General features: G+C 71.2%; 17 protein-coding genes and 3 tRNA genes. 10 read left to right on the top strand and 10 right to left on the bottom strand.

What is annotated here, in order from left to right; translation table 11 throughout:
- Nucleotides 1-176 precede the first annotated feature (176 nt).
- Entirely contained in the window at nucleotides 177-698 is a 522-nt protein-coding gene (locus tag ACFPZJ_RS01450; protein ID WP_381015995.1) for a hypothetical protein, read from the bottom strand.
- 280 nt (nucleotides 699-978) lie between these two features.
- On the opposite strand from ACFPZJ_RS01450, the gene ACFPZJ_RS01445 reads away from it, so the two are divergent.
- Nucleotides 979-1563, top strand: a complete 585-nt coding sequence (locus ACFPZJ_RS01445; protein ID WP_381015992.1) for an NADPH-dependent FMN reductase — start codon at nucleotides 979-981, stop codon at nucleotides 1561-1563.
- 168 nt (nucleotides 1564-1731) lie between these two features.
- Here ACFPZJ_RS01445 and ACFPZJ_RS01440 read toward each other — a convergent pair whose 3' ends face one another.
- From ACFPZJ_RS01440 to ACFPZJ_RS01430, 3 genes are all read right to left on the bottom strand, one after another.
- The gene (locus ACFPZJ_RS01440; RefSeq protein ID WP_381015991.1) at nucleotides 1732-2160 is read right to left on the bottom strand and encodes a gamma-glutamylcyclotransferase family protein; all 429 of its coding nucleotides are present in this window, start codon (nucleotides 2158-2160) and stop codon (nucleotides 1732-1734) included.
- A gap of 206 nt (nucleotides 2161-2366) precedes the next feature.
- Nucleotides 2367-4877, bottom strand: coding sequence for a molybdopterin oxidoreductase family protein (locus tag ACFPZJ_RS01435; protein WP_381015989.1), 2511 nt, complete (start codon nucleotides 4875-4877; stop codon nucleotides 2367-2369).
- Between the two features lie 119 nt (nucleotides 4878-4996).
- Nucleotides 4997-5689, bottom strand: a complete 693-nt coding sequence (locus ACFPZJ_RS01430; RefSeq protein ID WP_381015986.1) for a SanA/YdcF family protein — start codon at nucleotides 5687-5689, stop codon at nucleotides 4997-4999.
- Nucleotides 5690-5900: 211 nt separating this feature from the next.
- Here ACFPZJ_RS01430 and ACFPZJ_RS01425 point away from each other — a divergent pair, with 211 nt between their 5' ends.
- From ACFPZJ_RS01425 to ACFPZJ_RS01405, 5 genes are all read left to right on the top strand, one after another.
- Entirely contained in the window at nucleotides 5901-6818 is a 918-nt protein-coding gene (locus tag ACFPZJ_RS01425; RefSeq protein ID WP_381015983.1) for a sirohydrochlorin chelatase, read from the top strand.
- A gap of 125 nt (nucleotides 6819-6943) precedes the next feature.
- Complete coding sequence (locus ACFPZJ_RS01420; protein ID WP_381015980.1) at nucleotides 6944-8218, top strand: deoxyguanosinetriphosphate triphosphohydrolase; 1275 nt, start codon at nucleotides 6944-6946, stop codon at nucleotides 8216-8218.
- 135 nt (nucleotides 8219-8353) lie between these two features.
- Nucleotides 8354-9619, top strand: coding sequence for an NAD(P)/FAD-dependent oxidoreductase (locus ACFPZJ_RS01415; protein ID WP_381015978.1), 1266 nt, complete (start codon nucleotides 8354-8356; stop codon nucleotides 9617-9619).
- A 38-nt stretch (nucleotides 9620-9657) separates the two neighbouring features.
- The gene (dnaG, locus tag ACFPZJ_RS01410) at nucleotides 9658-11562 is read left to right on the top strand and encodes a DNA primase (protein ID WP_381015975.1); all 1905 of its coding nucleotides are present in this window, start codon (nucleotides 9658-9660) and stop codon (nucleotides 11560-11562) included.
- A 151-nt stretch (nucleotides 11563-11713) separates the two neighbouring features.
- Nucleotides 11714-13024 (top strand): RNA polymerase sigma factor, encoded by a 1311-nt coding sequence (locus ACFPZJ_RS01405; protein ID WP_381015972.1) that lies wholly within the window; start codon nucleotides 11714-11716, stop codon nucleotides 13022-13024.
- A 62-nt stretch (nucleotides 13025-13086) separates the two neighbouring features.
- Here the strand turns inward: ACFPZJ_RS01405 and ACFPZJ_RS01400 are convergent, their stop codons facing one another.
- The 4 genes from ACFPZJ_RS01400 to ACFPZJ_RS01385 form a co-directional block, all read right to left on the bottom strand.
- Nucleotides 13087-15015, bottom strand: a complete 1929-nt coding sequence (locus ACFPZJ_RS01400) for an ABC transporter ATP-binding protein (protein ID WP_381015970.1) — start codon at nucleotides 15013-15015, stop codon at nucleotides 13087-13089.
- Nucleotides 15015-16748, bottom strand: coding sequence for an ABC transporter ATP-binding protein (locus tag ACFPZJ_RS01395; RefSeq protein ID WP_381015968.1), 1734 nt, complete (start codon nucleotides 16746-16748; stop codon nucleotides 15015-15017). Before ACFPZJ_RS01395 ends, ACFPZJ_RS01400 begins: the two co-directional genes overlap by 1 nt.
- 106 nt (nucleotides 16749-16854) lie before the next feature.
- Complete coding sequence (locus ACFPZJ_RS01390) at nucleotides 16855-18306, bottom strand: xylulokinase (RefSeq protein WP_381015965.1); 1452 nt, start codon at nucleotides 18304-18306, stop codon at nucleotides 16855-16857.
- A 95-nt stretch (nucleotides 18307-18401) separates the two neighbouring features.
- Nucleotides 18402-18707, bottom strand: coding sequence for a YtxH domain-containing protein (locus tag ACFPZJ_RS01385; protein ID WP_381015962.1), 306 nt, complete (start codon nucleotides 18705-18707; stop codon nucleotides 18402-18404).
- Between the two features lie 159 nt (nucleotides 18708-18866).
- On the opposite strand from ACFPZJ_RS01385, the gene ACFPZJ_RS01380 reads away from it, so the two are divergent.
- The 3 genes from ACFPZJ_RS01380 to ACFPZJ_RS01370 all read left to right on the top strand — a co-directional run bounded on the left by ACFPZJ_RS01380 (nucleotide 18867) and on the right by ACFPZJ_RS01370 (nucleotide 19282).
- Nucleotides 18867-18939, top strand: a tRNA-Asn gene (locus ACFPZJ_RS01380).
- Nucleotides 18940-18944: 5 nt separating this feature from the next.
- Nucleotides 18945-19017 (top strand) — tRNA-Asn (locus ACFPZJ_RS01375).
- Nucleotides 19018-19208: 191 nt separating this feature from the next.
- Nucleotides 19209-19282, top strand: a tRNA-Ile gene (locus ACFPZJ_RS01370).
- Between the two features lie 150 nt (nucleotides 19283-19432).
- Here ACFPZJ_RS01370 and ACFPZJ_RS01365 read toward each other — a convergent pair.
- Nucleotides 19433-21322: a tyrosine-type recombinase/integrase gene (locus ACFPZJ_RS01365; protein WP_381015959.1), complete on the bottom strand. Its 1890-nt coding sequence runs from the start codon at nucleotides 21320-21322 to the stop codon at nucleotides 19433-19435.
- Between the two features lie 545 nt (nucleotides 21323-21867).
- On the opposite strand from ACFPZJ_RS01365, the gene ACFPZJ_RS01360 reads away from it, so the two are divergent.
- Nucleotides 21868-22818, top strand: a complete 951-nt coding sequence (locus tag ACFPZJ_RS01360; protein WP_381015956.1) for a recombinase family protein — start codon at nucleotides 21868-21870, stop codon at nucleotides 22816-22818.
- Here the strand turns inward: ACFPZJ_RS01360 and ACFPZJ_RS01355 are convergent.
- Complete coding sequence (locus tag ACFPZJ_RS01355; RefSeq protein WP_381015953.1) at nucleotides 22769-23584, bottom strand: hypothetical protein; 816 nt, start codon at nucleotides 23582-23584, stop codon at nucleotides 22769-22771. The two genes, ACFPZJ_RS01360 and ACFPZJ_RS01355, sit on opposite strands and share 50 nt — an antisense overlap.
- Nucleotide 23585 lies beyond the last annotated feature (1 nt).

Below are 23585 nucleotides of genomic sequence, written 5' to 3'. Positions count from 1 at the left end.
GACCCTCTCCTGACCCTGGAACCCTGGAACCCCGGAACCGGGGCGCCCCCTGCACTGCCGGCCCTGTCGACCCGTCGTGGAGCTGCCCCCGTACCCCCCTCCGGGCCGCGAGGGGCGTCGGACCCGGAGGGGGAGGGGACATGCGGTACCGGCGGACGGACAGCGGAGGGTGTCCGTCAGATCCCGTCGCCTCTCGCCCGGCGATGCAGGAGCCAGGTACCGCCCGCGGCGGCGACGGCGAGAGCCGCCACGCCGGCCGCGGTCTGCACGGGATCGGGGCCCAGTGCGCCGCCGACCCCCGTCTTCACGCTTCCTCTCGGGTGCACCTGGGCGCGCGGGGACGTCAGCGTGACCACCAGGTCGCCGGTCACCCGCCGGCCGTCCCCGGCGCACCGCGCGGCGATCTCGTACGTCCCCGGCTGCGCGCCCGGCGGCACCCTGAACTGTCCGATCGCCTCCCGCTCATGGGCGCTGGGCGCCAGCGTGAAGGCGCCGGCCCCCACCGCGCTGGCGTCACCCGCCGCCGTACCGCCGTCGCCGCACGCCGCCGTGTCCACCGTGACCTGGTCGCCCGGGACCGCGGAGGACGGGTGGACCTCCAGGCCGCCGGTGCCGGACGCGTACGCGGGCCCGGCGAGGAGGCCGGCGGCGGCGACGGCGAGCGCGGTACCGCTCAGCTGTCGGACGGTACGTCGCATCGGTGCTCCTTCGAGCTGATCGGTGGTGCCCCTGCACTCAGAGGTGCACTTCCGAGGTAAGGGGCAGCGGGGCGAGCGCGCTTGCTGAGGTGGTGTCAGAAACGTGGTGAACGGGTGTCGGGCAGGCGCGGCGACGGAGCCTTCAGTGGGCGTCTTCGCAGGTCAGTGAGCCCTGCGCGGGATGGAAGGGAAAAGGGCCGGGCGCGCGTGTGAACGGGTGACCGGCGCGGGAACCGCTGCGCTTGACCTCAAGCAAGCTTGAGGTATGACGCTGTGCGGCATGAAGACAGCAACCGATGCCCTGCGTGTGACCGTTGTCGTCGGCAGCAACCGCCGAGGCCGCTTCGGCCCGGTCGTCGCCGACTGGCTCCTCGACCGCGTCCAGGGCCGCGACGACCTGCTGCCCGAGGTCGTGGACGTGGCCGCCACCGACCTGCCCACGTCCTTCGACCGCACCCCGGAGGCCACCGCCGCGCTGGCCGAGGTCACCCCGAAACTGGCCCGCGCCGACGCGTTCGTCGTCCTCACCCCCGAGTACAACCACTCTTTCCCGGCGGGCCTGAAGAACCTCATTGACTGGCACTTCACCGAATGGCGTGCCAAGCCGGTCGCCCTCGTCTCCTACGGCGGCGTCTCGGGCGGCCTGCGCGCCGCCGAGCACCTCCGCCAGGTCTTCGCGGAACTGCACGCCGTGACGATCCGCGACACGGTCTCCTTCCCCAACGCGGGCGCGTCCTTCGACGACGCGGGCCGCCTGAAGGACCCCTCGGGCCCGGACGCGGCGGCGAAGACGATGCTGGACCAGCTCACTTGGTGGGGCTGGTCCCTGCGCGAGGCCCGCGAGAAGAGGCCCTACGGAGACTGACGGACCGCGCGTTCCTGGGGCGGGGTGTGTCGTGGGCGGGGGTGCGGGGGTGAGGGCGCCGGGCGCGAACCCGTCCCGCCCAGCCGGCCGCCCGGGGCCCGGCGGTCGGTGGCGCCGGCGTCCGTGCACAGGGGGACATGGCGGACGCCGTTCAGCCGTCCCCTGTCCTCACCGTCGCGCCCGCCAGTCCCCGGTCTCGATCAGCTTGCCCCGGGCGCGCAGCCGGGCGGCGACGGTGGGGCCGGCCACGTACACCCAGGCCCGTACCGCCGTGCCGCCGGTGTCGCGGAGGATCTCGCGGGCGACCCGTTCGTAGAGGTTCCGTGGCGATCCGGGCGCGTATCCCTCCAGCCGGTCCAGTTCGGTCAGCAGGTCGCCGTACGCCTCCGGCAGGGCGGTGATCAGTTCCCCGCTGACCACGCCGCCGCCCGGCTCCTCGACGGCGTACGGATAGCCGGGGCCGTCGTACAGCACCGCGCCCATGAACCGTCCCGGTTCCTCGGTGAGGGTACGGCCGCGCAGGAAGAGGTCGTGGTTGGCCTCGCCGGGGCGGAGGGTGCCGTAGACGAAGAAGGGGAGTGGGGAAGAGGGCCTCACAGAAACGATTCTCACCCCTGACCCATGTCCACGTGCGCCGACATGGGCTGACATGGCGTCGTCGGCCCGGCTGCCGCGAGGCCCCGATCGCGCTGTCGTGGCACCCAGTCCGCCGGTACGACGGCACCCCCGTCCGCGCGGACGCGCCGCGGCTCTGGCGGTCCGTACGGACGGGGGTGTGGCGGGGGGTGATCCTCAGGGGCCGGTCACGGGCGCACCGCCTCCACCCGCACCGCGCACGCCTTGAACTCCGGCATCCGGGAGGTCGGGTCGAGCGCGGGGTTGGTGAGGGTGTTGGCGCGGCCCTCGCCGGGCCAGTGGAAGGGCATGAAGACGGTGTCGGGGCGGATGGCCGTCGTGATGCGGGCCGGCGCGACGGCCCGGCCGCGGCGCGAGACGACCGCCACCGGGTCGCCCTCGGACGCGCCGAGCCGCGCGGCCAGGCGCGGGTGGAGCTCGACGAAGGGGCTCGGCGCGGCGGCGTTCAGCTCGTCGACCCGCCGGGTCTGCGCGCCCGACTGGTACTGCGCCACGACCCGCCCGGTGGTCAGCAGCAGGGGGTACTCGTCGTCCGGTTCCTCGGCGATCGCCCGGTGCGCCACGGGAACGAACCGCGCCCTGCCGTCCTCGGTGGCGAACCGGTCGAGGAAGAGGCGGGGCGTGCCAGGGTGGACGCCGGCGGGCACCGCCTGCGAGAAACCGTCGTCCCGGGCGGGATCATCCGGCAGCGCGTCGAACACCGCGTCCTCACAGTCTTCGGCGGCACCCGTGACGTCCCGCAGGCCGCTCGCGAGACCCTCCGTGTCACCTGTGGCACCCGCCGGGTCACCCGTGACGTCCCGCACGCCGTCCCTGACGCCCGCCGCGGCACTCGTGTCCCGCACGCCGTCCCTGACGCGAGCCGTGTCGCCTGTGGCGTCCTGCGCGACACCCGTGGCGCCCGCCGGGTCACCCGTGACGTCCCGCACTTCGCCCGTGACACCCTCCGGGTCACCGCTGGCGCGCGCGGGGTCACCCATGACACCCCCCGCGTCACCCCCGACGGCCGGGCGGCCCGCCGCGCTTCCTTGTGTGGTCGGGCCGTCCCCCGGGTGCTCTGCGGGTGCCGGGCACGGCCAGAACACGCCGTTCTCCTCCGCGAGCCTGCGGTACGTGATCCCCGAGTAGTCCGCGGGCCCGCCCGCGCTCGCGCGGCGCAGTTCCTCGAAGACCTCCTCGGGGTCGGTCGGGAAGCCCTTCTCAAGGGCCCGTTCGCCGCCCAGCCGGGCGGCCAGCTCGTGCATGACCTCCAGGTCGCTGCGCACGCCGGCGGGCGGGGTGACGGCCTGGCGGCGCAGCAGCACCCTGCCCTCCAGGTTCGTCGTCGTCCCCGTCTCCTCCGCCCACTGTGTGACCGGCAGGACGACGTCCGCGAGGGCCGCCGTCTCGGACAGCACGACATCGCAGACCGCCAGGAAGTCCAGGGACTTCAGCCGTTCCTCGATGTGCGCGGCGCGCGGCGCCGACACCACCGGGTTGGAGCCCATCAGCAGCAGCGACCTGATGTCCGTACCCAGCGCGTCCAGCAGCTCGTACGCACTGCGCCCGGGCCCCGGCAGGGAGTCGGGGTCCACCCCCCAGACCTCGGCCACGTGCCGTCGCGCCTCGGGGTCGGTCAGCTTGCGGTAGCCGGGCAACTGGTCGGCCTTCTGGCCGTGTTCGCGCCCGCCCTGCCCGTTGCCCTGCCCGGTCAGACAGCCGTAACCGGACAGCGGGCGGCCCGCCCGGCCGGTCGCCAGGCACAGGTTGATCCACGCGCCGACCGTGTCGGTGCCCTTGGACTGCTGCTCGGGTCCGCGCGCGGTGAGCACCATCGCGTGCTCGGGCTCGCAGAACATCCGTACCGCCTGGCGGAGTTGGGGAACGGACACCCCCGTGATCCGTTCCACGTACTCCGGCCAGTGCGCCATCGCCGCCGCCCGCGCGTCCTCCCAGCCGGTCGTGCGCTCGGCGATGTACTCCTCGTCCGTCCGCCCCTCGGCGATGACCAGGTGCAGCAGACCCAGCGCCAGGGCCAGGTCGGTGCCGGGCCGGGGCGCCAGGTGCAGGTCGGCCTGCTCGGCGGTCCTCGTGCGGCGCGGGTCGACCACGACGAGCTTGCCGCCGTTGTCCTTCAGCTCGGTGAGGAACCGCAGCGACGGCGGCATGGTCTCCGCCAGGTTCGACCCGACGAGGATCACACAGCCGGTCTTCGGGATGTCCTCCAGAGGGAACGGCAGCCCCCGGTCCAGCCCGAACGCCTTGATGCCGGCCGCCGCCGCCGACGACATGCAGAACCGGCCGTTGTAGTCGATCTGCGAGGTGCCGAGCACGACCCGCGCGAACTTGCCGAGCGAGTACGCCTTCTCGTTCGTCAGCCCGCCCCCGCCGAACACCCCGACCGCGTCCGGGCCGTGCTCGGCGCGGGTACGGGACAGCGCCCCGGCGATCCGGTCCAGTGCCTCGTCCCAGGAGGCGGGCACCAACGTGCCCTCGGAGCGCACCAACGGGGAGGTCAGCCGCACCCGGGACGAGAGCACCGCCGGCGCCGTACGGCCCTTGCCGCACAGCGCGCCCCGGTTCACCGGGAAGTCCACCCGCTCGCTCACCTCGACGGTCCCGTCGGCCGCGGGCGTGAGGTTCATCCCGCACTGCAGGGCGCAGTACGGGCAGTGCGTGGGCGTCGCGGAGTTCTGCATGCCACCCACAGTGCTTCGTCCTTGTTACGCGCGGGACGGCTCCCTGTTACACGGCCGGGACGGGGACCTCCCCGCCCCGCTTCCCCCGACGTGAGCACACACCCGTCCCCCTGCGGCCGCTACGGCTCACCGGCCGCGGCCAACGCCCGCCGGACCCCCGGCTCCTGCGGCCCGAGGAACCGCGGGTCGGGCCGGAAGGCCGCGTCCCAGGCCGCCTTGGACGCCGCGAGGATCTCCCGGGCACCCCCGTAGTACCAGGTGGCGTCGTGCACCGCGTCGACGCCCACGCCGTACGACGTGACGCCCGCCGCCTGGCACAGCGCCACCGCCCGCCGGATGTGGAAGCCCTGGCTGATCAGGACGGCCCGGTCCACGCCGAAGATCTTCTTCGCGCGGACGCAGGAGTCCCAGGTGTCGAAGCCGGCGTAGTCGCTGACGATCCGCGCGTCGGGCACACCGTGCCGGGTCAGGTAGGCGCGCATCGCGTCCGGTTCGTCGTAGTCCTTGCGGCTGTTGTCGCCGGTGACGAGCACCACCTCGATACGGCCCTCCCGGTACAGCTTTGCCGCCGCGTCCAGCCGGTGCGCCAGGTACGGCGACGGCTCCCCGGCCCACAGGCCCGCGCCGAAGACGACGGCGACCTCGGTGCGCGGCACGTCGGCCGCGGTGCGCAGCCGGTCGCCGGAGACCAGGCGCATCCAGGTCGCCGGGAGCAGCGCCAGCACGCACAGGCCCATGACGACCCGCACCAGCCGCCGCTGCCCGGCGCGCGTGCGCGGAAGGCGCGGTCTGATCTGTCTCAGGCGGCGCATCGGACGGTCCTCCCCCGGTCGGCTCTCGACACGAAAGGACGTCCCGGCGCCCCCTCCGGTTCACCGCGGCGACGTGACCAGTTTCACTCCGGACAGCGAAACCGCAGGTCACACCGCCTCACACCACCCTGGCCCCCCGCCGTGAAGCGCTGGAAAACACCCGTCATTCCCGCGCAACGGGGCGGCAACGTCCCGCCGCCACCATCGGTTCATGACGGCGTCGAACCCTCCTCACGACGAGTCCACGACCGGCCCCGGTGCACAGCCGCCCCAGGGGGACCACCTCGACAGTACGGCGCACATCATGAACCGGATCAGCAGCCAGCTCGCCAGCCAGCTCGGCCTCGTCGCGCTCGACGGCCGGCGCCGCCCGGGCCCTCCCGCCCTCGTCGTCGTCGCGCACGGCAGCCGCGACCCGCGCGCGCTGAGCACCGTACGCGCGCTCCTGGACCGCGTCCGCGCGCTGCGCCCCGGCCTGCCCGTGCACCTGGGCCACATCGAACTGAACGAGCCCCTGCTCCCGGACACGCTCGCCGCACTGGACGCGGGGACGACCGACGGGGCCGTTCTCGTCCCGCTGCTGCTCAGCCGCGGCTACCACGTCAAGCAGGACATCCCGGAGATGGCCGCCGCAGCCCGGGTACGCACCCGGGTGGCCGCCCCGCTCGGCCCCCACCCGCTCCTGGTGGAGGCCCTGTACGCCCGCCTGGTCGAGGCCGGCTGGCGGCCCCGCACGGACGAGGGCACCCGCCGGGTGAGCGGTGTCGTCCTGGCCGCGGCCGGCTCCCGCGACCCCGAGTCGAGGACCGACACCGGCCGCACCGCGCGCCTGCTCGCCGACCGTCTCGGCGTCCCCGTGGTCCCGGCCTACGCCTCCGCCGCCGCGCCGACCGTCCCCGACGCCGTACGGGCCCTGGCCGCCCGAGGCCGCCACCGGGTCGCGGTCGCCTCGTACTTCACGGCCCCCGGCCGCTTCGCCACCGAGTGCGCGGAGGCGGCCCCCTGGATCGCCTCGGCGCCCCTCGGCACCCACCCGGCCATGGCCCGTCTCCTCCTGCACCGCTACGACCAGGCACAGGCGACCCCGCTGACGCTCACCGGCCCCGCACCTCTGGCCTCGGCCTCATAACGCGGACAGAGGCCCCGGGTGGCGGGGACCCGCGCGACCGGCCCCGCGCGACCCGCACACGCGGGACGACCGAACCCGGCGGACGCCCAGGCGCACAGCACCCCTGATGCCCTTACTGTCGACACATGGCAGGCACCACACCCCCCACCGGCTACGACCCGACGTCACTCGACCGCTGGGCCCCCGAACCCGACAAGCGCCCCGGCCGCACCGCCTTCCAGCGCGACCGCGCCCGCGTCCTGCACTCCGCGGCCCTGCGCCGCCTGGCCGGCAAGACCCAGGTGGTCACGCCGGGAACCATGGGCCCGGCCTGGGACGCCAGCCCCCGCACCCGCCTCACCCACTCCCTCGAATGCGCCCAGGTCGGCCGCGAACTCGGCGCCGCCCTCGGCTGCGACCCGGACCTCGTCGAGGCCGCCTGCCTCTCCCACGACCTCGGCCACCCGCCCTTCGGCCACAACGGCGAACAGGCCCTGAACGAGTTCGCCGAGGACTGCGGCGGCTTCGAGGGCAACGCGCAGTCCCTCCGGCTCCTGACCCGCATCGAGCCCAAGCGGTTCACCGAGGAGGGCTCCGTCGGCCTCAACCTCACCCGCGCCGCCCTCGACGCCGCCACCAAGTACCCCTGGCCGCGCGGCGCCCACCCCACCGACCCGGCCTCCGTCAAGTTCGGCGTCTACGAGGACGACCGCCCGGTCTTCGACTGGGTCCGCAAGGAGGCCCCCGGCACCCGCACCTGCTTCGAGGCGCAGGTCATGGACTGGTCCGACGACGTGGCGTACTCGGTGCACGACGTGGAGGACGGCCTGCACGCCGGGCACATCGACCCCAACTGCCTGCACGCCGAGCCCGAACGGCAGGAGGTCTTCGCGGTCGCCGTCGGACGGTACGTCCCCGCCGGCACCGACCCCGCCGAACTGGCAGAGGCCCTCGACCGGCTCCAGGAACAGGAGTGGTGGCCGCACGGCTACGACGGCACGGCCGTCGCCCAGGCCCGGCTGAAGGACGCCACCAGCCAGCTCATCGGCCGCTTCTGCCTCGCCGCCGAGGGCGCGACCCGGGAGGCGTACGGCGGCGGACGGCTCACCCGGTACAGCGCCGAACTCGTCGTGCCGCGCGAGACCCGCATGGAGTGCGCCGTCCTCAAGGCGGTGGCCGACCTGTACGTCATGCAGCGCGCCGAGCAGGAGCGGCTCCGCGCCGACCAGCGGATCGTGGTGATGGAACTGGCCGAGGCCCTCACCGCCCGCGCCCCGGACGGCCTGGACCCGCAGTTCCGCGCCCTGTTCGACCGCGCCGCGAACGACCGTGCCCGCAAACGGGTGATCGTCGACCAGATCGCCTCCTTCACCGACGCCTCGGCCCGCTCGCTTCACGCCCGTCTGACGGGGCAGGGATGACACTGACGGGAACCGAGTGATCCCGGCATGCCCGAAGGTGACCCTCCGTGGCCTGATCGGGCCACTCCCTCTTCCCGCATCACGCTCCGTGCGGGACGCTCGCAGGTGGCGGCACCCTTACGAGGAGGCAAACAAGTGGTCGACGCGGATCAGACGTTCGTCATCGTCGGAGGCGGCCTGGCCGGCGCGAAGGCGGCCGAGACGCTCCGAGCGGAGGGCTTCACCGGCCGGGTGATACTGATCTGCGACGAACGTGACCACCCCTACGAGCGCCCGCCCCTGTCCAAGGGCTACCTGCTCGGCAAGGAGGAACGCGACAGCGTCTTCGTGCACGAGCCGGCCTGGTACGCGCGCAACGACGTCGAGCTGCACCTCGGACAGACCGTCGACGCGGTCGACCGTACGGCGAAGACGGTCCGCTTCGGCGAGGACGGCACCGTCGTCCGCTACGACAAGCTGCTCCTGGCGACCGGCGCCGAACCCCGCCGCCTGGACATCCCCGGCACCGACCTCGCCGGCGTCCACCACCTGCGTCGCCTCGCCCACGCCGAGCGCCTCAAGCAGGTGCTGACCACCCTCGGCCGGGACAACGGCCACCTCGTGATCGCCGGCGCCGGCTGGATCGGCCTGGAGGTCGCGGCGGCGGCCCGGGAGTACGGCGCGGAGGTCACCGTGGTCCACCGGGGACAGACACCGCTGCACTCGGTCCTCGGCCCCGAGCTCGGCCAGCTCTTCGCCGAGCTGCACCGCGAGCACGGCGTCCGCTTCCACTTCGGCGCACGGCTCACCGAGATCGTCGGGCAGGACGGCATGGTCCTCGCCGCCCGCACCGACGACGGCGAGGAGCACCCCGCGCACGCGGTCCTGGCGGCCATCGGCGCGGCCCCGCGCACCGGCCTCGCCGAGGCGGCGGGCCTGGAGATCGCCGACCGGGCGCACGGCGGCGGCATCGTCGTGGACGAGGGACTGCGCACCTCCGACCCCGACATCCACGCGGCCGGCGACGTCGTCTCCTTTCCGCACGCCCTCTTCGGGGCGCGGATGCGGGTCGAGCACTGGGCCAACGCGCTCAACGGCGGCCCGGCGGCCGCCCGCGCGATGCTGGGCAGGGACGTGACGTACGACCGTCTGCCCTACTTCTTCACCGACCAGTACGACCTGGGCATGGAGTACTCCGGCTCCGCGCCGCCGGGCGCCTACGACCAGGTGGTGATCCGGGGGGACGCCGGGAAGCGGGAGTTCATCGCGTTCTGGGTGAAGGACGGACGCGTGCTGGCCGGGATGAACGTGAACGTGTGGGACGTCACGGACCCCATCCAGCGGCTGATCCGCTCCAGGGCACACGTGAACACGGAGGCACTGGCGGACCCGCACATTCCGCTGGACAGCCTCGTCCCGTAGCCGACGGAACTGTCCGACCGTGCCCGTAGAATCACTTCGTGGCAGGACGGATCAACGACGAGGACGTGAAGGCGGTACGGGACGCGGTCCCGATCGACGCCGTCGTCTCCGAGTACCTCCAGCTGCGCAACGCGGGCGGCGGCAACCTGAAGGGCCTCTGCCCGTTCCACGACGAGAAGTCGCCGTCCTTCCAGGTCAGCCCCAGCAAGGGGCTGTTCCACTGCTTCGGCTGCCAGGAGGGCGGCGACACCATCACGTTCGTGATGAAGATCGACCACCTCTCCTTCTCGGAGGCGGTCGAGCGCCTCGCCGGCCAGGCCGGCATCACCCTGCGCTACGAGGAGGGCGGGTACAACCCCACCCACCAGCGCGGCGAGCGCATCCGCCTGGTCGAGGCCCACAAGATCGCCGCCGAGTGGTACGCCGAGCAGCTCGCCACCAGCCCCGAGGCCGAGACCGGCCGGGTCTTCCTGGCCGAGCGCGGCTTCGACCAGGCCGCCGCCGTCCACTTCGGCGTCGGCTACAGCCCCCAGGGCTGGGACCACCTCACCCGCTACCTGCGCGGCAAGGGCTTCAGCGACAAGGAACTGATCCTCTCCGGCCTCTCCCAGGAGGGCCGCCGCGGCCCCATCGACCGCTTCCGCGGCCGCCTGATGTGGCCCATCCGCGACATCGGCGGCGACGTCGTCGGCTTCGGTGCCCGCAAGCTGTACGAGGCGGACAACGGCCCCAAGTACCTCAACACCCCCGAGACGGCGATCTACAAGAAGTCGCAGGTCCTCTACGGCATCGACCTCGCCAAGAAGGAGATCGCCAAGACGAGCCGCGCCGTCGTCGTCGAGGGCTACACCGACGTCATGGCCTGCCACCTCGCCGGCGTCACCACCGCCATCGCGACCTGCGGCACGGCCTTCGGCGGCGACCACATCAAGATCCTGCGCCGCCTGCTGATGGACAACGGCAGCGCCCGCGTGATCTTCACCTTCGACGGCGACGCGGCCGGGCAGAAGGCGGCCCTGCGCGCCTTCGAGGACGACCAGAAGTTCGCCGCCGAGACCTACATCGCCATCGCTCCCGACGGCATGGACCCCTGCGACCTGCGCCTGGCCAAGGGCGACGAGGCGGTCGCCGACCTGGTCGAACCCCGCACACCGCTCTTCGAGTTCGCCCTGCGCCAGATCGTCGGCCGCTACGACCTGGACACCCCGGCGGGCCGTGCGGCGGCGCTGGACGAGGCCGCCCCGGTCGTCGCCCGCATCAAGAACACCGGCGCCCAGCACGAGGTCGCCGTCCAGCTCGCCGGCATGCTCGGCATCCTCGACACCCAGTTCGTGGTCAAGCGCGTGGCCCAGCTGGCCCGTTGGGCCCGGGAACGCGGCGGCAAGGGCCCGGCGCCCACCCGGCAGCCGGAGCGGGGGCACGGTCCCGCCCAGCCGTCCGCCCCCCGCGGCCCGGCCCTCAACCTGCGCAACCCCGTCTACGCCACCGAACGCGAGCTGCTCAAACTCGCCCTGCAACGCCCCGAGCTGGTCTCCCCGGCCTTCGACGCGTACGGCGTCGACGAGTTCACCGCCCCGCCCTACGCGGCCGTACGCCAGGCCGTCCTGGACGCGGGCGGCGCCGAGTACGGCACGCAGGACCCGCAGGAGTACCTGGTCCGCGTCCGCGACGCGGCCCCCGACGACACGGTCCGCGCGATGGTCACCGAACTCGCGGTCGAACCGATCATGCTGCGCAGAGAAGTCGACGAGGCCTACGCGGGCGCCCAGTTGGTCACCGTCCGCCGCCGCGCGGTGGAACGCCGCATCCGCGACCTCCAGAGCACCGTCGCCCGCCTCTCCACCGGCGGCGACCCGGCTCAGCTGGCCGCCGTACAGAACGAACTGTGGGTCCTCCAGCAGTACGACCAGGCCCTGCGGGAACACGGCGCCGCGGCGCTCTGACCGACGCGAGGTAGGCCTTCCCACCGGTTTCACCTCCCGCAGGGCTGCACACCCGTACGCCGGACCATCACCGCGCGGTCACGGACCGAACGCAAAAAGTCATCGCACGCCCCTCGTGGCGGCGATGTGTCTTACCCCACACTGGGTTCCGGTGCCTGAGTCCTCGGAGCGCGGCCGATCCGTCCCTCACGGGTCCAAGACCCCCGCGGTTCCGCCCATCGCGTACGGGACGGACAGCGGCGAGGCCGCCGACTCCGCCCCCGAAGTACCGCTGCCGTACCCCTCAGCAGCGATCATCCTGGAGGTCGCCCCCGTGCAGACCCAGACCCTCATCCCGACCGACACACGTACGGACGGCACGGAACCCGACGCGGAGACCGACGCGCTCGCCGCGGGACCCGCGCAGAACCGTGTCGCGCACCACCCCGAGACCCACCCCGAGACGGAGCCCGTCACCCCGCCCGAGCCGAGCGAGCCGCCGGCCGAGGCGCTGGAGGTCACCGAGCCCGTCGCACCCGTCGAGGCCTCGCCGGCGCGCACCGAGACCGGCGGCCCCTCCTCGGACCTGTTCCGCCAGTACCTGCGCGAGATCGGCCGCATCCCCCTGCTCACCGCGGCCGAGGAAGTGGAACTCGCCCGCCGTGTCGAAGCCGGCCTGTTCGCCGAGGAGAAGCTCCTCAACACGCCCGACCTGGACAGCCAGCTCGCCCTCGACCTGGACCGGCTCGTCGTCATGGGCCGGATGGCCAAGCGCCGCCTGATCGAGGCGAACCTGCGGCTCGTCGTCTCCGTGGCCAAGCGGTACGTGGGCCGCGGGCTGACCATGCTCGACCTCGTCCAGGAGGGCAACCTCGGTCTGATCCGGGCCGTGGAGAAGTTCGACTACGCCCGCGGCTACAAGTTCTCCACGTACGCGACCTGGTGGATCCGCCAGGCCATGTCCCGCGCCCTGGCCGACCAGGCCCGCACCATCCGCGTGCCCGTGCACGTCGTCGAACTCATCAACCGGGTCGTCCGCGTCCAGCGGCGCATGCTCCAGGAGCGGGGCCAGGAACCGACCGCCGACGAGGTCGCCGCCCACCTGGACCTGCCGCCCGAGCGGGTCGGCGAGGTGCTCCGCCTCGCCCAGGAACCGGTCTCCCTGCACGCCCCGGTGGGCGAGGAGGATGACGTCGCGCTGGGCGACCTCATCGAGGACGGCGACGCCACCAGCCCGGTGGAGTCGGCGGCGTTCCTGCTGCTGCGCGAGCACCTGGAGGCGGTGCTCTCCACCCTCGGCGAGCGCGAACGCAAGGTGGTCCAGCTCCGCTACGGACTGATCGACGGCCGCCCCCGCACCCTGGAGGAGATCGGCCGCATCTTCGGCGTCACCCGCGAACGCATACGGCAGATCGAGTCCAAGACCCTCAACAAACTCCGCGACCACGCCTTCGCGGACCAGCTGAGGGGCTACCTGGACTGAGCCGGGACGGGGGCCGCTCCCCTCGCGTGCTCTCGGATTGCCTCGGAGGGCGGCCCCACCCCCTAGTCCACCTCCGCGACCGCCTGCGCGAACTGCGCCTTGTACAACCGCGCGTAGGCGCCGTCGGCGGCCAGCAGTTCCTCGTGCGCGCCCTGTTCGACGATCGAGCCGTTCTCCATCACGAGGATCGTGTCGGCGTCCCGGATCGTCGACAGCCGGTGCGCGATGACGAACGACGTACGCCCGTGCGCGAGTTTGGCCATCGCCTTCTGGATCAGCACCTCCGTGCGGGTGTCCACCGAACTCGTCGCCTCGTCCAGCACCAGGATCACCGGGTCGGACAGGAACGCCCGCGCGATGGTGATGAGCTGCTTCTCACCGGCGCTGACGCCCGTGCCCTCGTCGTCGATCACCGTGTCGTAGCCGTCGGGCAGCGTCCGGACGAACCGGTCGGCGTGCGCGGCCCGCGCGGCCTCCTCGATCTCGCCGCGGGTGACTTCCCGGGCCGCCCCGTACGCGATGTTCTCGGCGATGGTGCCGCCGAACAGCCAGGTGTCCTGGAGCACCATCCCTATTCCCGCGCGCAGTTCGTCGCGGGACATGCGCGCGATGTCGACGCCGTCGAGGGTGATGCGCCCGCCGGTGACCTCGTAGAACCGCATGAGCAGATTGACCAGCGTGGTCTTGCCCGCTCCCGTCGGGCCGACGATCGCGACCGTCCGCCCGGGCTCCACCGTCAGCGACAGGTCCTCGATGAGCGGCTTGTCGGGGTCGTACCGGAACGACACCTCTTCCAGCGCCACCCGCCCGCGCAGCTCCTCCGGCCGCACCCCCGGCACCGGATCGGCCTCCTGCTCCTCGGCGTCCAGCAGCTCGAAGACGCGCTCGGCCGACGCGACACCGGACTGCACCAGGTTCGCCATCGACGCGACCTGCGTCAGCGGCATCGAGAACTGCCGCGAGTACTGGATGAAGGCCTGCACGTCCCCGATGGACAGCGCGCCGGACGCCACCCGCAGACCGCCCACGACCGCCACCAGCACGTAGTTGATGTTCGACACGAAGAACATCAGCGGCTGCATGATCCCGCTGTTGAACTGCGCCTTGAACCCGGCCTCGTACAGCGCCTCGTTCTGCTCGGCGAACTGACGGGCCGACTCTTCCTGCCGTCCGAACACCTTCACCAGCGTGTGCCCGGTGTACATCTCCTCGATGTGCGCGTTGAGCTTGCCCGTCGTGCGCCACTGCTGCACGAAGTGCGGCTGCGACCGCTTGCCCACGCGGGTGGCGACGACGAACGACAGCGGCACGGTCACCAGCGCGACCAGCGCCAGGATCCAGGAGACGTAGAACATCATCGCGAGCACGCCGATGATGGTCAGCACCGAGTTGATGAGCTGGCCCATCGACTGCTGGAGCGTCTGCCCGATGTTGTCGATGTCGTTCGTGGCCCGGCTCAGCACCTCACCGCGCTGCCGCTTGTCGAAGTACGACAGCGGCAGCCGCGACAGCTTCGTCTGCACGTCCTCGCGCATCCGGTACATCGTCCGGTTCACGGCCCGGTTCACCAGCCGGGTCGCCACCGCCATCAGCAGCCCGGCCACCGCGAACACGGCCAGCGCGAGCAGCAGCACGTGCCCGACGGCCGCGAAGTCGATGCCCTTTCCCGGAGTGAAGTCCGTGCCGCGCAGCATGTCGGCGACGTCACCGTCGCCGCGCTCGCGCATGGAGTCGAGGACCTGCTCCTTGCTCGCCCCGTCCGGCATCTCCCGCCCGACGATCCCCGCGAAGACCAGGTCGGTGGCGTTGCCGAGGATCTTCGGCCCGATCACGTTGAGCCCGACACTCACGACCACGCACAGCAGCAGCCCGTAGAGCGTGAGCCGCTCGGGCCGGAACCGGCTGATGAGCCGTTTGCCCGACCCCTTGAAGTCCATCGACCGCTGATCGGGGCCGCCCCCGGCCATCATCCGCCCCATCGGCCCGGCCATCAGGCGGCCTCCGCTTCCGTCAGCTGGGAGAGCACGATCTCCCGGTAGGTCTCGTTGTCCGCCATCAGCTCGTGGTGCCGACCGGTGCCGACGACCCGGCCCTCGTCCAGCACCACGATCCGGTCGGCGTCCCGGATGGTCGCCACCCGCTGGGCGACGATCACGACGGTCGCCTCGGAGGTCTCCCGCGCCAGCGCCGCGCGCAGGGCCGCGTCGGTGGCGTAGTCGAGGGCGGAGAAGGAGTCGTCGAAGAGGTAGATCTCCGGCCGCTGCACCAGCGTGCGCGCGATCGCGAGCCGTTGCCGCTGACCGCCGGAGACGTTCGTCCCGCCCTGGGCGATCAGCGCGTCGAGCCCGCCCTCCAGCCGCTCGACGAACTCCCTGGCCTGCGCCACCTCCAGCGCGTGCCACAACTCCTCGTCGGTGGCGTCCGGATCGCCGTACCGCAGATTGGTCGCCACCGTCCCCGCGAACAGGTACGGCTTCTGCGGCACCAGTCCCACGGTCCGCGCCAGCAGCCGCGGATCGACGGTCCGTACGTCCACGCCGTCGACGAGCACCTCCCCGTCGGTGGCGTCGAACAGCCGGGGAACCAGCCCCAGCAGCGTCGTCTTGCCGCTGCCGGTCGACCCGATCACGGCGGTCACCTCACCGGGCCGCGCCACCAGGTCGACCGCCTTCAGCACCGGCTCCTCGGCACCCGGGTAGCGGAAGCCCGCCCCACGGATCTCCAGATGTCCGTGCCGCCGCAGCTCCGTCACGGGCGCGACCGGCGGCACGACACTCGACTCGGTCCCCAGCACCTCCTGGAGGCGCTCGGCACAGACCTCCGCGCGCGGCACCATCATGAACATGAAGGTGGCCATCATCACGGACATCACGATCTGCATCAGATAGGCGAGGAACGCCGTCAGATCACCGATCTGCATGCCGCCGCTGTCGATGCGCTGCGCGCCGAACCACACCACCGCGATGGACGACAGGTTCACCACCGTCATGACCACCGGGAACATCAGCGCGAGCAGATTGCCGGCGCCCATCGCCACGTCGGTGAGGTCCGCGTTGGCCTTCCGGAACCGCCGCTGCTCGTACTCGTCCCGCACGAACGCCCGGATCACACGGTTGCCGGTGATCTGCTCCCGCAGCACCCGGTTCACCGTGTCCAGCCGCTCCTGCATGGCCCGGAACAGCGGCCGCAGCCGCCGTACGATCAGCGTCACGCAGAGGCCCAGCACGGGCACCACCGCGACCAGCACCCCGGACAGCGGCACGTCCAGCCCGAGCGCCATCACGATCCCGCCCACGCACATGATGGGCGCCGACACCATCAGCGTGAACGTCATCAGCGCCAGCATCTGCACCTGCTGGACGTCATTGGTCGTACGCGTGATCAGCGACGGCGCACCGAAGTGACCGACCTCACGCGCGGAGAACGACTGCACCCGGTCGAAGACGGACGCCCGGATGTCCCGCCCGAGCGCGGAGGCCGTACGGGCGCCGTAGTACACGGCGCCGACGTTGCACACGACCTGCGCCAGCGAGATGCCGATCATCAGGCCGCCGTACCCGAGGATGTAGCCGGTGTCCCCGTGGACGACGCCCTGGTCGATGATGTCCGCGTTGAGCGTGGGCAGGTAGAGAGTGGCGCACGTCTGCAGGAACTGCAGCAGCACCAGCCAGGCGATGGGTTTTCGGTACGGCCTGAGATAGGTCCGCAGGAGTCGTATGAGCACGCTGCTTCTCTCGGAGTCGGCGGCGGGGCGGATGGTTGCCCTTGGCCCCTATCGTCGAACACTCCACCCGTGTTACCTCAACCGATTAACCCGTCAGCGGCGCCCGTCACGAGCGAAACGCCCCTGGATGGGTCTGCTCCCGCACCGACACGAACTGCTGCCGCACCGCCTGCCCCACCGCCAGCTCCTCGCCGGGCTCCAGCACCTGCGCGACCGCGCCCTGCCAGGCCGGCGGGTTGCGCGGATCGAGCGTGCCCTGGGACACCCCGAGCGCCCACGCCGCCTGCCGGGCGGCGCCGATCGCGGCGTAGTCGGCGGGCTGCGGCACCACGACCTGCGTACCGAACAGCGAGGGCGCCGCGGCCTGCACGGCGGGCAGCTCGGCGGCCGGCCCCAGCAGGAAGATCCGCCGTACGTCCACACCCCGGCCCCGCAGCACGTCCAGCGCGTCGGCGAGCCCGCACAGCATGCCCTCGAAAGCGGCCCGCGCCAGGTGCTCCGCCTTCATCGACTCACGCCGCAGCCCCGCCAGGGTCCCGGCGGTGTGCGGCAGATGCGGCGTGCGCTCACCCTCCAGATAGGGCAGCAGGACCAGCCCGTGCGCCCCCGGCGTCGACTTCATCGCCAGGTCCGACAGGCTCTCCAGATCGGGCAGCCCGAGCAGTTCGGCAGCTCCGCGCAGGGTCCGCACGGCGTTCAGGGTCGTCACGACGGGCAGGTGCATACCGGTCGCGTCGGCCAGGGCGGTGATCATCCCCGTGCCGTCGACCAGCGCCTCGGGATGCACCGCCATCACCGACCCGGACGCGCCCAGCGACACCACCGCGTCACCCAGCCCGATCCCGAGCCCGAAGGCGGCGGCCATCGTCTCCCCGGTCCCCGCCGAGATCAGCAGCCCCTCCGGCGTCGTACCGGCCGCGTCGGCCGGGCCGAGCACCTCCGGCAGCATGACCTGGTGCCCGAGCGCCAGCTCCACCAGGTCGGGCCGGTAGGCGCCGGTCGCGGCCGACCAGTACCCGGTGCCCGAGGCGCCGCCCCGGTCCGTGGTCCTTCTCACAGGCCGCCCGAGCAACTGCCACACCAGCCAGTCGTGCGCCTGCATCAGGACGGCCGTGCGCAGGGCGTTGTCCGGCTCGGTCCGGGCCAGCCAGCGCAGCTTGGTCACCGGCTGCGCGACCTGCGGCACACACCCCACGGCCTGCGCCCACGCCTCCCGGCCGCCCAGCGCGTCGACGAGGTCGGCCGCCGCGACCTGGGTCCGCTTGTCGCTCCCGACCATCGCCGGCCGCACGGTGGCCCCCTGCGCGTCCAGCGGCACCACCGCGTTCTGCTGCGCGGACACCCCGATCGCCTGCACACCCTCCAGCAGCCCGCCGCCCGCGGCCTCCCCCAGGGACAGCAGCCACGCCTGCGGATCGACGTCGGAGGGCCTGCCGCCCTCGGGGCTCTCCACCGGATGCGGCGCATAGCCCTGCCGGAGCACGGCTCCCGTGTCCGTGTCGCAGACGACGATGCGAGTGAAATCGGGCGAACTGTCCAACCCGGCGACTATCCCCATGGCGAAAATTCTGCCGCACCGCTCCGTCTGCTCGGGCCGCGGGCGCCCAGGTGCCCCGAGCGGGCACGGCCGCTCAAGGCACCCGAGACGAATCGTCAGGTGTTGCTGGTGCCCCAGTCGTCCTCGCCCGCGCCGTGGGCCGTGCGCTCCTTGAGGGAGCGGACCCGTTCGGCGACCGAGTCGGGGACGCGGTCGCCGACCTTGTCGCTCACCGCGTGGTACGCCTTGCCCGCGAACTCGCGGCCCTGCTGTGCCGCCGTCTCCGCGGTGTTGCGGACGGCGGGGTTCTGCGCGATCTGCCGGGCTGACTTCATCAGCTGCTCATAGCGCTCGCGCCCGGCGCGTGTGCCCAGCACATAACCCAGAGCGAGTCCGGCGACGAACGTGAGCCGGTAACGCATCGCGGCCACCCTTCCCTTGCGTAGGTCTCCGGTACGGCGTCGGCGCCGGGGAGTACCGATTGGCGGAGCACCCCCCTGCTTGCGCTAATGTATGTGTCGCAGCGAGCGCGCGCCCCCTGGCGAATACCCAGGTAGGTACGTTCGATGCAGACGAGGCATTCCTCCGTAGCTCAATTGGCAGAGCAGCCGGCTGTTAACCGGCAGGTTACTGGTTCGAGTCCAGTCGGGGGAGCTCGGTCCTCCGTAGCTCAATTGGCAGAGCAGCCGGCTGTTAACCGGCAGGTTACTGGTTCGAGTCCAGTCGGGGGAGCATGCTGAACGAGGACCCCACAGGGGTCCTTTTTCATGTCCGCTCCCCCGCCCCGGGAACCGCGCGGGGCGCGGCGGAGTCCTCAAGGTCATGAAGGCAGCCGTGCAGAGCCGACCATCCGAAGCAGGAGATCGTATGAGCGGCTATGCTGCGGCAGACGGCGCGCACACATGTACGCGACACGCCGCTATGGGGCGGTAGCTCAGCCGGTTAGAGCAGCGGACTCATAATCCGTCGGCCGTGGGTTCGAGTCCCACCCGCCCCACCCCGCGGTTCACCTAGAGAACCGTTTCTACCTGCGGAAACGCGAGAACGGGGGTCACCACTCCAGGGTGGCGACCCCTGTTCATCCGTTCAGACCAAGATCCAGGGGACACACAGGGGACACGGGACCGGTCAGGGGACACAGGGGCCTTCAGGCCGCCTTCCGGCGCCCATTCGGAGCCCGGCGGGTGGGCCGCGATGCTGCGGGCGGCAGGCCCGTCGGCAGTGCCCAGCCGTCCACCCCCGGAGACTCGGAGCGGGCGATCGTGAAGCGCGTGAGCGAGAAGTCGGCTCGCTGCTCCTCCGGGTAGCGATCATTGAAGTTCTCGACCCGGACCAGCTCCAGGTCGTTCGCGGCGCAGTGCTCGCGTATCCACTTCACGGCCGCGTTGGCGGCGTCGTCCTGGCCCCGGCCGGCGAGGGTGATCATGCCGAGGAGATCGGAGTCGGGCTGGGTCTGCGCTCCCACGGCCCAGGTGCCACCTGACTGCCGTGCACCGTGGGCGAAGAAGACCGCGATGTCCCCTTGCCATGCCTTCTCGGGGATCGTCAGCGGGGCGCGCACCTCGAAGGGGACTTCTCGGGGGACGACGGCCATGACCGACTCGGCCTCGGCCCGCATCATCTCGGGCAGCACGCTGGTGTAGGTGTCGGAGGTGATCTGGCGCGAGGAGTGCCCCAGCTTCTCCTGGACCACCTTGATGTCGGTACCGGCCAGCAGGGACAGGGTGGCCGCCAGGTGACGCAGGTCGTGCAGGCGGACCGGCGGCAGTCCAGACAGCTCCACGAGGCGCGTGAAGCGGCGGGAGATCCAGTCGGGGTGCAGCGCCTCGCCGTTCTCGTGCGTCCACACGCGGCCGGTCTCGACGTAGGCGTCTCCCCACTCCTGGCGCTTCTGCTCCTGCTTTGCCCGGAAGCTGACCAGGTTCTCGCCGGACTCGAGGCTCAGGGAGAGGGTGCGGACGCTGTCGGCCTTCGGTGCTTCGCCGTACAGCTGGTAGGCCACCTCCACGATCTGCTGGGAGATCCGTAGCCAAAGGGCGTCGGTGCTGACCTCTGTCCAGGGCAGTGCGGCCATCTCGCCTCGGCGGGGGCCGAGGAAGATGAAGCTGTGCCACAGCTCGTAGAGCCAGTCGTCCTTGACGAAGTCGAGGAACTGACCGGTCAGCTCCGGTGTCCAGACCATGACCGGGCCGGGCTTCTCGCCGGTGCGCTTCCAGTGCTCGATGCGCTCGGGCGTCCAGACGAGCGGCTTCGGCCGGGTGACCGGCGGCAGCTCCACGAGCTGCGCCCAGTTCTTGGCGAACGCCTGCTCGCGCTTGATCCCCCAGGACAGCGCCGAGCTGAGGGTGTCGTTGATGCGGTGCATGGTGGCGGCGGAGGTGACCTTCCGCAGCCCCTTCTTGCCCTCGCGGAGCGCGGCGTTCGCGTCGAGGAAGGCACGGCGGGCGGCGCGGCGCTCCTCCTTCTTGGCATAGCCCGCCGTCTTCACCCAGGCCCGGTGCGCGGCGTCCCGTTCATTCTGGAGCTGATCGACGCGGAGACGGTGGAGAATCCGCTCGGCGTTCTCCTTCTCGATCGCGTCGTACATCTTGTCGAGGTGCCGGACCTTGAGGTCACGGCGCTTGATGTGACCGAGGTGCGGCATCAGGTAGTTGTTGATGTGCTCCTCGTAGCCGTGGCGGGTGGTGCGGGCGAGGGACTTCTTCGCCTTGATCCACCGCAGGAAGAAGTCGCCGCACGTTTCGTCGGAGAGTACGTCGGTGCCGGCCGTGGCCGCGTCGTACAGCTCCTTGGCCTTCTTCTTGGCGTCGTCCAGCCTGGTGAAGCCCCCGCGGCGTATTCGGGCGCGCTTGTTGCCCTCGCCGCGCTCGGCCTCGAAGTAGAAGTACCAGGTGCCGTGTCCCTTGCCGAGCTTCGGGCATGTCAGCCCGATGTCCCCGATCTTCGGCTTGCCGTCCGCGTCGAGGACCGGGTTGCCCTCCTTGTCCTTGAGCGGCCCCTTGCACTGGCACCGCCGGTAGTAGCTCGGCTCGAACATCCGACCCCCTGCTGGTCTGTTGCTTGGCTCACAGCCAGTCGTCGGCGTGCGTACGTATCCGTACGTGTCTGGCGTGATCTCTTTCGATCTTGCTGGGGCTGTCGGACACCGTTGTAAAGTTGCCAGCATGTTGGCGCGGGGGAGACAGGCGACCAACGACATGACTGCTCAGAAAGCGAGCGGACCGAGCGGAGCCATGGGGCTGGAGGAGCTACTCGCTCTCCCGGCCACGGTCAATGTGACAACAGCTGGACGTGCGCTGGGCATTGGCCGCGACAAGGCGTACGAGCTGATCAGGACGGGCACGTTCCCCGTCAGGACACTGCCCCTTGGGGGGACGGTCCGCGTTCCGACGGCTGAGCTCTGGAGGGTGCTGGGTGTCGAGCCTCGCGCGGAGGTGAGTCCATGATCACGAGATATGCACGATTCTGAGGTGTTCGTTGGTTTATCAACACTGTGACCTATCTCGCTGGTAAATTAGTCAATGTTGGGAGGGGTCGGGTAGAGGGGTCGAGATCATGCCAAGGCTCTACGGGTTCTGGGACATGGCGTACCAGCGCGTGCGCGAGGACGAGGCGGAGGGCATCCGGGCCGCCGCCTCGCGGCGGCTGGAGAAGCAGACCTGGCCCGCGATCACTGTATGGATGACCGAGCACGGCTACCGCACGACCCAGGGCAACGAGTTCAAGCCGGATGTGCTGGCCGGTGTCCTCCATCACCCGGCCATCGCCGGTCTGCGGGAGACGGAGGACGGCGAGCTGGTCGACAGCGGCGGCCCTCGGATCATCCCGGTGGAGGACTTCTTCGCCATCCGTGCCATGCGGCAGGTGAACGACCCGGATAAGCAGCGCGGCGACCAGCGGGAGTACCTGCTCTCGGGTCCCCTCAGCGTGTGCGGTCTGTGTGGGCACACGCTGGGGGCGTCACCGTCGAATGCCGGTGCCCGAGGTCACCGTTGCCCCCCGAGTTCTCCACAGCACCCAGGCGGTTGTGGAAAAGTCCGCATCAATGCCGACTTGTTCGAGACCTATGTCAGCGAACACGTCCTGGCGGAGCTGGCGAAGCCCGAAGTGGCGGAGCTGATCGGTGCTGCGCGTGATGAATTGCTGGCTCAGGCGGAGAAGCTGGACAAGCAGGTCGCATCGGCACGCCGACGGCAGAAGAAGCTGGGCGCGGACTACGCCAAGGGGTCAGGTATGTCGCTTGCCGCCTTCAAGACGGCGGACAAGGAGCTGACCAACCTGATCCGGGAGACGGCAACACAGGCCCGGTTCCTGAAGCAGGTCAAGCACGTCCCCGTTGGGGACGTCCCGGACCTTGTGCGCTGGTGGAAGCACGCCCCGTTGAAAGCGAAAAAGGGCTTGGTCGTGCTTCTCCTGGAACAGATCGCCGTGTACCCGGCCGCATCCAGGGGATCGCGCACCGTGGACGCGGACCGGGTCGCTCTTACCTGGCGGCAGTGGGGTGCCGCCGAGCAGGAGCCGCGCTCCGCCTAGGCGTTGACGATCCAGAGCGGCTGTTGGCGAGGACGGCCATCGACAAGCCGGCCACGATGCCGCCCAGAGAGAGTCCAGCCAACGCGGGGCTGATGATGCGCTCAAGCGTCGAGGGCCACGCGTGGCCGGCTTCGTATGCGAGAACGTAGCCGCTTCGGCTCATGGCGTAGAGGACACCCAGTACCGCCCCGGCCGCTGCCACGGCCATTCCGGTGCCAGCCGAGCGGCCCGTTCGACGCATGCCGTACGCGAGCTTCGCGGCGCGCATCGCCACTTCGGCTCCGGCAGCAGCGAAGAAGCACAGGTACGTCAGCAAGTAGGTACGGACCTCGCTGATCCGCGCGTAGGAGGTGGACAGTTCCACCCCGAGCCCGGTGGGGTCGGCCCGACGGAACTGCCAGATCAGCAGGCTGGTCACCATCAACACCAAGGTGACACGGCACGCGATGCTGACGTAGTGCGGCAGCTCTCTGTAGTACTCCCAGTCGATGATGAGGATTTGAAGGCTGGCACAGAAGATCACCGCGGCGATGTCCGAGACGAGGGTCGACAGTTCGGCCGTGGTGGCTCTGTCTGCGATGTCCGCCATGGTCGGGACGGCCAGTAGGGAGCCGACGAAGCTGCTCACCAGCGCCACGAGGTGGGCCGACAGCGCCAAGCGGTACGTCTTGCCGCTGCGTCTCTTCTGCACGAGGCTCCGGCTGATGGCTATTGCGGTACTCAACAGCGTGAGCACCGCGCACAGGCCGAAGATCGGGCCTTCCACG

The organism is Streptomyces bullii (assembly GCF_042657145.1).
GTDB lineage: Bacteria > Actinomycetota > Actinomycetes > Streptomycetales > Streptomycetaceae > Streptomyces > Streptomyces bullii.
Note: the sequence above shows the minus strand (reverse complement) of the source record. Positions and strands in the feature narration are given on the sequence as shown.